The sequence below is a fragment of the Streptococcus sp. 2579 genome, from assembly GCF_013277195.1.
Classification (GTDB): Bacteria; Bacillota; Bacilli; order Lactobacillales; family Streptococcaceae; genus Streptococcus.
This window is the reverse complement of record NZ_VMMM01000008.1, coordinates 69,543-81,515: the sequence shown is the minus strand read 5'-3', so window position 1 is coordinate 81,515 and position 11,973 is coordinate 69,543. Positions and strand designations below refer to the sequence as shown.

The window sequence follows — 11,973 nt, the reverse complement described above, 5'->3', positions numbered from 1 at the left end:
ACACATGGAAATTTCATTATTAACAGATGTTGGTCAGAAACGGACAAATAACCAAGACTATGTCAACCACTATGTCAATAGAGCTGGACGTACCATGATTATTTTAGCTGATGGGATGGGAGGTCATCGCGCAGGGAATATCGCTAGTGAAATGGCGGTAACAGACCTAGGTATAGCTTGGGTCGATACCCAAATCGATACAGTCAATGAAGTGCGTGAATGGTTCGCCCATTACCTAGAAATTGAAAATCAAAAGATTCACCAGCTTGGTCAGGATGAAGCTTACAGAGGCATGGGAACTACTTTGGAAGTCCTTGCTATTATTGATAATCAGGCTATCTATGCTCATATTGGTGATTCGCGTATCGGCTTGATTCGTGGAGAAGAATACCATCAGTTGACGAGCGATCATTCCTTGGTCAATGAGTTGCTCAAGGCTGGTCAATTGACACCAGAAGAGGCAGAAGCTCATCCGCAAAAAAATATTATCACCCAGTCTATTGGGCAAAAAGATGAAATTCAGCCTGATTTTGGGACAGTTATCCTTGAGTCAGGCGACTATCTCTTGCTCAATAGTGACGGCTTGACCAACATGATTTCAGGCAGTGAGATTCGTGATATTGTAACCAGTGATATTCCTTTAGCAGATAAAACGGAGACACTTGTTCGTTTTGCTAACAATGCAGGAGGTTTAGACAATATTACGGTTGCCCTTGTTTCTATGAACGAGGAGGATGAAGAATGATCCAAATCGGCAAGATTTTTGCCGGACGCTATCGGATTGTCAAACAGATTGGTCGAGGAGGCATGGCAGATGTTTACTTGGCCAAAGATTTGATTCTAGACGGGGAAGAAGTGGCAGTGAAGGTTCTGAGGACCAACTACCAGACGGACCCGATAGCTGTAGCTCGTTTTCAGCGTGAAGCGAGAGCTATGGCAGATTTAGACCATCCTCATATCGTTCGGATAACAGATATTGGTGAGGAAGACGGTCAACAGTACCTAGCTATGGAGTATGTGGCTGGACTTGACCTTAAACGCTATATCAAGGAACACTATCCTCTTTCTAATGAAGAAGCCGTCCGTATCATGGGACAAATTCTTCTCGCCATGCGTTTGGCTCATACCAGAGGGATTGTTCACCGGGACTTGAAACCTCAAAACATCCTCTTGACACCAGATGGGACTGTCAAGGTTACAGACTTTGGGATTGCAGTAGCCTTTGCTGAGACGAGTCTGACTCAGACTAACTCGATGCTGGGTTCGGTGCATTACTTGTCCCCAGAGCAGGCGCGTGGTTCGAAGGCGACTGTACAAAGTGATATCTATGCCATGGGGATTATTTTCTATGAGATGCTGACAGGTCATATTCCTTATGACGGGGATAGCGCGGTGACTATCGCCCTTCAGCATTTCCAGAAACCACTGCCGTCAGTTATTGATGAAAATCCATCTGTGCCTCAGGCTTTGGAAAATGTTGTTATCAAGGCAACTGCTAAGAAATTGACAGATCGCTATAAATCAGTTGCTGAAATGTATGTGGATTTGTCTAGTAGTTTGTCTTATAATCGTCGTAATGAACCAAAGCTGGTCTTTGACGATGCGACTAAGGCGGACACCAAGACTCTACCAAAAGTATCCCAGAGCACCTTGACTTCGATTCCTAAGGTTCAAGCGCAGACAGAACACAAACCAATCAAAAAAACAAGCCAGGTTGTGACAGAGGAAACTTACCAACCACAAGCACCGAAAAAACGTAGATTTAAGATGCGTTACCTGATTTTTTTGGCCAGCATTGTGTTGGTGGCAGCTTCTCTTATTTGGATACTATCCAGAACTCCTGCAACCATTGCCATTCCAGATGTGGCAGGTCAGACAGTTGCGGAAGCCAAGGAAACCCTCAAGAAAGCCAATTTTGAGATTGGCGAGGAGAAGTCAGAGGCCAGTGAAAAGGTGGAAGAGGGGCGGATTATCCGTACAGATCCTGGCGCTGGAACTGGTCGAAAAGAAGGAACGAAAATCAATTTGGTTGTCTCATCAGGCAAGCAATCTTTCCAAATTAGTAATTATGTCGGCCGGAAATCCTCTGATGTCATAGCGGAATTAAAAGAGAAAAAAGTTCCAGATAATTTGATTAAAATTGAGGAAGAAGAGTCGAATGAGAGTGAGGCTGGAACGGTCATGAAGCAAAGTTTACCAGAAGGTACGACCTATGACTTGAGCAAGGCAACTCAAATCGTCTTGACAGTAGCTAAAAAAGCTACGACGATTCAATTAGGGAACTATATTGGACGGAACTCTACAGAAGTCATCTCGGAACTCAAGCAGAAGAAGGTTCCTGAGAATTTGATTAAGATAGAGGAAGAAGAGTCCAGCGAAAGCGAACCAGGAACGATTATGAAACAAAGTCCAGGTGCAGGTATCCCTTATGATTTGAGTAAACCTACTCAAATCGTCTTGACAGTAGCTAAAAAAGTTACAAGTGTTGCCATGCCGAGCTACATTGGTTCCAGCTTGGAGTTTACTAAGAATAATTTGATTCAAATTGTTGGGATTAAGGAAGCCAATATAGAAGTTGTAGAAGTGTCGACAGCTCCCGCTGGAACTGCTGAAGGTACAGTCGTTGAACAAAGTCCTAGAGCAGGTGAAAAGGTAGACCTCAATAAGACTAGAGTCAAGATTTCAATCTACAAACCTAAAACAAGTTCAGCTACTCCTTAAAATCAGATGGATAATCAAAATGAGTAATCAATCTTTGTCATGATTTCATGGCAAAGATTTTTTTTGACTCCAGATTTGTGATAAAATAGAGGGAGTTGATAAAAGGAGGAATGCATGGAAGAGTCAAAAGAATTAAATGCAGTTATTGATGTGATTATGCTAGCGGGGACTATTCTCCTTAAAAGTGGCTCAGAAATTCATCGTGTAGAAGATACCATGATTCGGATTGCGCATTCGCAGGGGATTGTGGATTGCAATGTCCTTGCCATGCCTGCTGCCATCTTTTTCTCCATTGAAAATACCAATATTTCGCGCATGAAGCGCGTGACCTCCTCTTCTTATAACATCGAAAAAGTCTGCGATGTCAACCAGATTTCTCGTCAGCTGGTTGGGGGGCAGATTGATTTAGAAACAGCCTTTAAGCAATTGACGGCCTTGCAAGCCCAACCCCTTCCCTATACCAAGTTGCAGGTAACTTTAGCTGCGACCTTAAGTGCTCCTTTCTTTTCGGTTATGTTTAGTGGAAATATCTACGACGCACTTGGGGCAGGAGTGGCGACCTTATTTGGTTTTGCCTTTTCCCTCTATGTGGAGAAGTTTATCCGAATTCCTTTTGTAACAGCCTTTGCTGGGGCCTTCGTCTTTGGAATGATTGCCCAGTTTTGGGCTCGCTACACAGGCTTTCCTTCAACGGCAGACTTGATTATAGCTGGTGCGGTCATGCCGTTTGTTCCAGGAATTGCCTTGACCAATGCGGTCCGTGATATTATGACCAACCACATAAACTCTGGTATGAGCAAGATGTTTGAATCCCTGCTCATTACCCTTGCTTTAGGGGCGGGAACTTCTGTCGCCTTGGTATTGATGAACTAATATGACACTAACAACCTTTTTATTACAAGCAGTGGCAAGTCTTCTTGCTATTATCACTTTTTTAATCGTACTCAATGTGCAACGCTCTATGCTCTTACCTGGAGGGATTTTGGGCATGGCTGTCTGGCTAATCTATCTCTTGCTCAAGGAACCGACCAATGTTATTGTGGCTACCTTCATTGCGGCCATTATCGGTTCATGTGTCAGCCAGATTTTGAGTATTCTTTATAAGACACCTGCTGTGGTCTTTATCTTGGCCATCTTGGCTCCTCTGGTTCCGGGTTATCTCTCCTATCGGACAACTGCCTTTTTTGTGACAGGGGACTATAATAAAGCGCTGGCAAGTGCAACATTAGTTGTTATGCTGGCTCTGGTCATTTCCATTGGAATGGCTAGCGGAACAGTGATTCTCAGACTGTATCATTATATAAAAACACATCGAGTATCGTAGATTTTACAGAAATAAAAGAATTTTCTGAAAAATAAGATAAATATAGTGACAAGGCTTTCTATATGTGCTATTCTCTATATAGAAAGGAGGAAAAATCATGAAAAAATCACTATTTTCCTTATTATCTGTAAGTCTACTGACCTTGCTGGTTATCCCAGTCATGGCTTCTAGTTCGGGTTCAGAGTTTCAAAGTGGATGGCAAGAGAATCAGTTGATTGCTGAGAAGGTTAGTAAAACACTTGATAAGGCATTTGATAAGGATGTCAGAGAAATTCCGACCAGTCAGTTTTATCAAGAATTTGTAGATGAGATGGGAAGAACTTACTCAGGAAATTTAATCCTCCAGGAACTGATAACTGAGAATGGGGCTTATAAAGCTACTTATGTTGGTGAACTCTATAGCAACTAATCATTCTTTAAAATTATGACCAATAAGAGGCTTGATTTGGTGAATCAAGTCTTTTTTCTCTCTTTTATTGCCATTTGTGATAAAATAGTACTGAACGATTTTTTACATGAATGATAAAACAGAGGTAAATATGACAATCGGTATTGATAAGATTGGTTTTGCGACCAGTCAATATGTCTTGAAATTACAAGACTTAGCAGAAGCGAGGGGCATTGACCCTGAAAAATTAAGTAAAGGACTCTTACTCGAGGAATTGAGTATTGCGCCCTTAACTGAGGATATCGTGACCTTGGCGGCCAGTGCAAGTGACTCTATTTTAACTGAGCAAGAAAGACAAGAAATTGATATGGTCATTGTGGCTACCGAGTCAGGAATTGACCAGAGTAAGGCTGCGGCCGTCTTTGTACATGGCTTGCTGGGCATTCAGCCCTTTGCTCGTAGTTTCGAGATTAAAGAAGCCTGCTATGGAGCGACAGCTGCCCTTCATTATGCCAAATTGCATGTGGAAAATTCTCCACAGTCCAAGGTCTTGGTCATTGCCAGTGATATTGCCAAGTATGGTATTGAAACTCCAGGAGAACCCACTCAGGGTGCTGGCAGTGTGGCCATGTTGATTACACAAAATCCACGCATGATGGCTTTTAATAATGACAATGTGGCTCAGACTCGTGACATCATGGATTTCTGGCGTCCAAATTACTCGACAACTCCTTATGTAAATGGTGTTTATTCTACCCAACAATATTTGGATAGTTTGAAAACGACTTGGCTTGAATACCAAAAACGCTACCAGCTTACTTTGGATGATTTTGCAGCTGTTTGCTTCCACTTGCCTTACCCTAAATTAGCACTCAAAGGCTTAAAAAAAATCATGGATAAGAGCCTGCCTCAAGAGAAAAAGGACCTCTTGCAAAAGCACTTTGACCAGTCTATTCTCTACAGTCAAAAAGTGGGGAATATCTACACAGGTTCACTTTTCCTTGGACTTTTGTCTCTCTTGGAAAATACAGATAGCTTGAAGGCTGGGGATAAAATCGCCCTTTATAGTTATGGAAGCGGGGCTGTAGCTGAGTTCTTTAGTGGTGAATTGGTTGAAGGATACGAAGCTTATCTGGATAAAGACCGTTTGAATAAGCTCAACCAACGAACTGCCCTGTCTGTTGTTGACTATGAAAAAGTCTTCTTTGAGGAAGTAGACTTAGATGAGACAAATTCTGCCCAGTTTGCTGGCTATGAAAATCAAGATTTTGCCTTGATTGAAATTGTTGACCACCAACGCCGTTATAGCAAGGTTGAAAAATAATGAAGATAAGTTGGAATGGATTTTCTAAAAAATCATACCAAGAGCGCCTCGAGCTGTTAAAAGCTCAGGCGCTCCTTAGTCCTGAGAGACAAGCGAGTTTGGAGCAGGATGAACAGATGAGTGTGACTGTGGCAGACCAGCTGAGTGAGAATGTGGTGGGAACTTTTTCTTTACCTTATTCGATGGTTCCAGAGATCCTCGTCAATGGTCAGGAATACACAGTTCCCTATGTGACAGAAGAACCGTCCGTGGTTGCTGCGGCCAGCTATGCCAGTAAAATCATCAAGCGAGCAGGTGGTTTTACTGCACAAGTCCATCAGCGCCAGATGATTGGGCAGGTAGCCCTTTATCAAGTTGCTGATCCTGAACAAGCCCAAGAGAAAATTGCCAGAAAGAAGGCTGAACTCTTGGAGCTTGCCAATCAAGCCTATCCTTCTATCGTCAAACGTGGGGGTGGGGCGCGTGATTTACATGTAGAACAGATAAAAGGCGAAACAGACTTCCTTGTTGTTTATCTCCATGTTGATACCCAAGAAGCCATGGGAGCCAATATGCTCAACACCATGCTGGAAGCCTTGAAACCAGTCTTAGAAGAACTCAGCCAGGGACAGAGTCTTATGGGAATCCTGTCTAATTACGCGACCGATTCTCTGGTGACAGCAAGCTGTCGCATCGCCTTTCGTTACTTGAGCCGCCAAAAAGATCAAGGACGAGACATTGCGGAGAAAATTGCTTTGGCTAGTCAGTTTGCGCAAGCTGATCCTTACCGAGCTGCTACCCACAATAAAGGAATTTTTAACGGTATTGATGCCATTTTAATTGCTACTGGTAATGACTGGCGTGCCATCGAAGCCGGGGCTCATGCCTTTGCCAGTCGAGATGGACATTACCAAGGTCTTAGTCAATGGACGCTGGACCTTGAAAGAGAAGAATTGGTCGGTGAGATGACCCTGCCCATGCCTGTGGCGACCAAGGGTGGCTCTATCGGTCTCAACCCTCGTGTAGCCCTCAGTCATGAACTACTGGGAAATTCTTCTGCCAAAGAATTAGCCCAGCTTATCGTGTCTATTGGGCTTGCCCAAAATTTTGCGGCCCTGAAAGCCTTGGTGAGTACAGGGATTCAGCAAGGCCACATGAAATTGCAGGCTAAATCCTTGGCACTTCTCGCAGGTGCTAGTGAATCTGAGGTAGCTCCCCTAGTCGAGCGCCTTATAGCAGAGAAAACCTTTAACTTAGAGACAGCCCAGCGTTATTTAGAAAATTTAAGATCATAAAAAACTCAGACAGATCGGTCTGAGTTTTCTTGTGCTTATACTCTTCGAAAATCTCTTCAAACCACGTCAGCTTCGCCTTGCCGTACTCAAGTACAGCCTGTGGCTAGCTTCCTAGTTTGCTCTTTGATTTTCATTGAGTATTAAATACTTTTTCCTGGTAATAATGTAACTGGTAAAAAGTAACCAGTTGTTGCGACTTCCTTGCCTTCAATCTTTTGCAAGAGTAGATCAACAGTGAGGCAGGCAATCTCTTCCAAAGGTTGCTTGATAGTAGCCAGTTGGGGGTAGTAATTCTCGATAAAGTAGGTCCCATCATATCCGATGACCTTGAGTTCTTCAGGGACAGAAATGCCCAGTTCTTGAGCAATTTTAATGACCAGAATAGCAGTCAAGTCATCTGAAGCAAAGATGGCATCTGGCTTTTGTCGAGTCAAGATATTCTTGATTTCCATTTCTTTTCTGACGGGAGAAAAGTCACTGGAAACATTGATAATAGGTGCTTTTGGGAGTACAGATGCAAAACCAGCGTGGCGCAGTCCAGTTGGCGAGTTAGAATTGTCATTCCCTGTAATCATGATGATAGATTGGGCGCCTGTCTTAACCAAGGTCTGGGCAGCAAGAACCCCACCAGCATAGTTGTCAGAGGAAACGACAGGAATGTCTGGCGACAGGTTACGGTCAAAGGAAATAATCGGTGCTGTCACACGATTGTAGTCTTTGATTCCCAAGTTGTGACTACCAGAAATGATGCCGTCTACCTGATTGGCTTCCAACATTTCGATATATTCGCGTTCCTTTTCAGAATCGTGCTCACTGTTGCAGATGATGGTCTTATATCCATTTTTGAAGAGTTGGTGTTCCAGCTTATCAATCAATTCTGCATAGAAAACGTTAGAAATATTGGGGAAAATCAAGCCGATTAATTTAGCTGATTTTCCTTGCAGACTACGAGCTAGGTTGTTGGGTTTATAGCCCAATTCTCGCATGGCTTCATTAACCTTTTGAATGGTTTTTTCAGATAGATACCCTTTTTTATTGATAACCCGAGAAACGGTAGTAGGACTGACGCCTGCAAGTTTGGCGACATCAGTTAGTTTTGCGACCATAATCTAATTCATAGTAAGTTCCAGTTGGGTTTCCAGATTTAATCAGGATACCATTTTGGTCCTCATGTGGGAAGACACGACCAGAAAATACTTTTTCTCCTTTATTGATGAAAATTTCAAAGACAGAGTTATCGATGAAAATCGTAGCAGTAGTAGCCTGATTCTCGATTGGGCAAGAACGTGTAGTTCCAAATTCTTGGGCATACTGTTCTCCAGCATGGCTACGATCCACTGTCACTTGACCATTTACAAGGTCAAAGTTGATTGAAAGTCCCTTGCCTTCTTTATCAGCAAGTAAGACAATCTCGCTCTGGCTATTGGCTTCCAAGTTGAGTTCAAGTTCGTAAGTGTTCTTGGTTTGGGCACGGTTTGAGAAAGGTTCTTCAGAAGCACAAAGGTCCTTGATAGCTGCGACTGGGTATTGGTAGAGTTTGCCGTCTTTGATAGTGAGTTCCTTGACCAAAGAGAAGGTTCCTTGGTGGTCAAAACGGTCAGATGGATATGAAACATCAGGCAAGCCAAGCCAGCTAACAGCTAGAGCACGTCCATCAGGAGCGTTGAAGGCTTGAGTTGCATAGGCTTCGAAACCATAGTCCATGTTTTGAAGTTGAGACACATCTACCATTTTGGCATTTTCAGGGTCAAAGGAAGCCCCAATCTTATACATATTTGGAAAGATATTATCGTAGTCTAGAACGTTCTTATCCAATCCTTGTGGGCAGTAGAGAAGGACAGGTTGTTCCCCTACAAAGACCAGATTTGGACATTCCATCATGTAGGCAGTACGGTCGTTAGCAAAGTCAAGGTTGCCAACGGCTTGCCAGTTTGTATAGTCATTATCGACAGCCTTGTAGAGACGGACGAAACCTTTTTTCTCCAAGTCCTGTCCACCAACGATAGCATAATATTGCCCCTTAAAGTTAAAAATTTGCGGATCACGGAAGTGGTCAGTTGAGTCTGCTGGCTGGTCGATCAAGGTCTTGTCAATCTTGGTAATCTTACCATCCTTATCCATCAAAGCTCCAATCTGGTAAGGGTGACGGATCCAGTTTTCATCGCGGACATTTCCTGTATAAAATAGGAATAACTGATCACCAAATTGCATGGCAGAACCAGAGTAGGCACCGTGGCTATCTAATGGAGTATCAGGTAAAACTTTGACACCAGTTTCTGTGAAGTGAACCAAGTCCTCACTTTCCAATTGCACCCAAGATTTTAAACCATGGGCTGCACCAAATGGAAAGTTCTGATAAAAAACAATCCACTTGCCATCAAAGTAGGAAAAGCCATTTGGATCGTTGAGAAGTCCTGTTTTTGGCTCAACATGGTAATGAGTATGCCATGGAGATTGTGCTATATTTTCTTTTATATGTTGAATTTCTTCTTGCGTCCAATCTTGATAAAGTCTGTAACGACGCTCAGTTGTCCATTCCATTCATTCATTCCTCCAAAAATCTTATCACTTTTAATAGTAACCGTTTTCGATAAAAAATGCAAGCCTTTTATGTTAAAAAAGAGGAAAAGCTGTCAAGCGTTTATCACAAATTAAAACCAGAAAATCAATCATCTATCTACAAAAAAATGAAAGAAAGTGAAGCAAAATCCTTTTAAACAAGATTCCAAACTTATTTTTTTAAGAAATGCCTGCTAAAACAGTCAAAAACAATCAATCTATGGCGTGCCCACTAAGTGGATAGAATATTTTTTCTGCAAAACGCTTGACATATTTCTAAAACATGATAAAATAATAGTCGTAGGGCGAATAAAATCGCTTTCAAACAATAACAAAATTTTATATAAGGAGATTTTTGCAAATGAACAATCAGGAAATTGCAAAAAAAGTCATCGATGCCTTGGGCGGACGTGAAAATGTCAACAGTGTAGCTCACTGTGCGACTCGTCTTCGTGTCATGGTCAAAGATGAAGGAAAAATCAATAAAGAGGTGATTGAGAACTTGGAAAAAGTTCAAGGTGCTTTCTTTAACTCAGGTCAATACCAAATCATCTTTGGTACAGGTACAGTTAACAAAATGTACGATGAAGTTGTTGCGCTTGGCTTGCCAACATCATCTAAAGCTGACATGAAAGCAGAAGCTGCTAAACAAGGGAACTGGTTCCAACGTGCTATCCGTACTTTCGGTGACGTTTTCGTTCCAATCATCCCAGTTATTGTAGCGACAGGTCTCTTCATGGGTGTGCGTGGTCTTTTCAACGCTCTTGAAATGCCACTTCCAGGTGACTTTGCAACTTACACACAAATCTTGACAGATACGGCCTTCATCATCTTGCCAGGTTTGGTTGTGTGGTCAACCTTCCGTGTATTTGGTGGAAATCCTGCCGTTGGTATCGTTCTTGGTATGATGCTTGTTTCTGGCTCACTTCCAAACGCTTGGGCAGTCGCTTCAGGTGGTGAAGTAACAGCTATGAACTTCTTTGGTTTCATCCCTGTTGTTGGTTTGCAAGGTTCTGTTCTTCCAGCCTTCATCATCGGGGTTGTCGGAGCTAAATTTGAAAAAGCTGTCCGCAAGGTTGTTCCAGATGTCATTGACCTTTTGGTAACGCCATTCGTGACACTTTTGGTCATGTCTATCCTTGGACTCTTTGTCATCGGACCAGTCTTCCACGTAGTTGAAAACTACATCCTTATCGCTACAAAAGCGATCCTCAGCATGCCATTTGGTCTTGGTGGTTTCTTGATTGGTGGGGTTCACCAATTGATCGTCGTGTCAGGTGTGCACCACATCTTCAACTTGCTTGAAGTTCAATTGCTTGCTGCTGACCATGCTAACCCATTCAACGCTATCATCACAGCTGCTATGACAGCTCAAGGTGCTGCGACTGTTGCGGTTGGTGTTAAAACTAAAAATCCAAAACTAAAAACACTTGCTTTCCCAGCTGCTCTTTCTGCCTTCCTAGGTATTACAGAGCCTGCTATCTTCGGGGTTAACTTGCGCTTCCGTAAACCATTCTTCCTTTCATTGATTGCTGGTGCAATCGGTGGTGGATTGGCTTCTATCCTTGGACTTGCTGGTACTGGTAATGGTATCACCATCATCCCTGGTACAATGCTTTATGTTGGTAACGGACAACTTGCCCAATACCTTCTCATGGTAGCTGTATCATTTGCCCTTGGTTTTGCTCTTACTTACATGTTTGGTTACGAGGACGAAGAAGAAGTTACTACTGAAGCGACGACAGAACGTTTGGTCCAAGAAGAAACAACTGGTAATATTCCAGCAGCTCTTCAAAATGAAACACTTGTAACTCCTATCGTCGGTGATGTTGTAGCTCTTGCTGATGTTAATGACCCAGTCTTCTCAAGTGGAGCTATGGGACAAGGTATCGCTGTGAAGCCAAGTCAAGGTGTGGTATATGCACCAGCTGATGCTGAAGTTTCAATCGCCTTTCCAACAGGACACGCTTTTGGTTTGAAAACAACTGATGGTGCTGAAGTCTTGATCCACGTTGGTATCGACACTGTAACAATGAACGGTGAAGGTTTTGAAGCAAAAGTTGCTCAAGGTGACAAGGTGAAAGCTGGCGATGTTCTTGGAACATTTGACTTAAACAAAATCGCTGCAGTTGGTCTTGATGATACAACAATGGTTATCGTTACAAACACAGCTGACTACGCTTCAGTAGCTCCAGTCGCAACAGGTTCAGTTGCGAAGGGGGATGCTGTGATCGAAGTGAAAATCTAATCAATCCTCTCTAATGTGAAAACGAACAAATGACATGTTTGTTCGTTTTTGCTTGAATGGTAAGATTTACAGAGGAAAATCTAAAAAATAGAGAAATTTAGACTTTCGAAATATGCTATAATAAAGAAAATAAAA

The 11,973-nt window shown here is 42.7% G+C and carries 10 protein-coding genes; 8 read left to right on the top strand and 2 right to left on the bottom strand.

Annotated elements, in window-relative coordinates; all coding sequences use genetic code 11:
- Window positions 1-4 precede the first annotated feature (4 nt).
- The 7 genes from HT725_RS05200 (at window position 5) to HT725_RS05170 (ending at window position 7,031) form a co-directional block, all read left to right on the top strand.
- A complete protein-coding gene (locus HT725_RS05200) occupies window positions 5-745 on the top strand; it encodes a Stp1/IreP family PP2C-type Ser/Thr phosphatase (protein ID WP_173253173.1) in 741 nt (246 codons plus the stop codon).
- Window positions 742-2,721, top strand: coding sequence for a serine/threonine-protein kinase StkP (gene stkP, locus HT725_RS05195; protein ID WP_173253172.1), 1,980 nt, complete (start codon window positions 742-744; stop codon window positions 2,719-2,721). Before HT725_RS05200 ends, stkP begins: the two co-directional genes overlap by 4 nt.
- A 114-nt stretch (window positions 2,722-2,835) precedes the next feature.
- A complete protein-coding gene (locus HT725_RS05190) occupies window positions 2,836-3,594 on the top strand; it encodes a threonine/serine exporter family protein (protein ID WP_023943605.1) in 759 nt (252 codons plus the stop codon).
- Window position 3,595: 1 nt separating this feature from the next.
- The gene (locus HT725_RS05185) at window positions 3,596-4,045 is read left to right on the top strand and encodes a threonine/serine exporter family protein (protein WP_057487161.1); all 450 of its coding nucleotides are present in this window, start codon (window positions 3,596-3,598) and stop codon (window positions 4,043-4,045) included.
- A gap of 160 nt (window positions 4,046-4,205) precedes the next feature.
- Window positions 4,206-4,454, top strand: a complete 249-nt coding sequence (locus tag HT725_RS05180) for a hypothetical protein (protein ID WP_166732304.1) — start codon at window positions 4,206-4,208, stop codon at window positions 4,452-4,454.
- A gap of 130 nt (window positions 4,455-4,584) precedes the next feature.
- Entirely contained in the window at window positions 4,585-5,757 is a 1,173-nt protein-coding gene (locus HT725_RS05175) for a hydroxymethylglutaryl-CoA synthase (RefSeq protein WP_166732301.1), read from the top strand.
- Window positions 5,757-7,031 carry a hydroxymethylglutaryl-CoA reductase, degradative gene (locus tag HT725_RS05170; RefSeq protein ID WP_173219894.1) on the top strand — a complete coding sequence of 425 codons (1,275 nt, stop codon included), beginning with the start codon at window positions 5,757-5,759 and terminating at the stop codon, window positions 7,029-7,031. The genes HT725_RS05175 and HT725_RS05170 overlap by 1 nt, the downstream gene beginning before the upstream one ends.
- Before the next feature lie 140 nt (window positions 7,032-7,171).
- Here HT725_RS05170 and HT725_RS05165 read toward each other — a convergent pair whose 3' ends face one another.
- Both HT725_RS05165 and HT725_RS05160 read right to left on the bottom strand, forming a co-directional pair.
- Window positions 7,172-8,137: a LacI family DNA-binding transcriptional regulator gene (locus HT725_RS05165; protein ID WP_166732299.1), complete on the bottom strand. Its 966-nt coding sequence runs from the start codon at window positions 8,135-8,137 to the stop codon at window positions 7,172-7,174.
- Window positions 8,118-9,572 carry a glycoside hydrolase family 32 protein gene (locus HT725_RS05160; protein WP_173219990.1) on the bottom strand — a complete coding sequence of 485 codons (1,455 nt, stop codon included), beginning with the start codon at window positions 9,570-9,572 and terminating at the stop codon, window positions 8,118-8,120. Before HT725_RS05160 ends, HT725_RS05165 begins: the two co-directional genes overlap by 20 nt.
- A 379-nt stretch (window positions 9,573-9,951) precedes the next feature.
- Here HT725_RS05160 and HT725_RS05155 point away from each other — a divergent pair, with 379 nt between their 5' ends.
- Entirely contained in the window at window positions 9,952-11,838 is a 1,887-nt protein-coding gene (locus tag HT725_RS05155) for a sucrose-specific PTS transporter subunit IIBC (protein WP_188109845.1), read from the top strand.
- The last annotated feature ends 135 nt before the right edge of the window (window positions 11,839-11,973 follow it).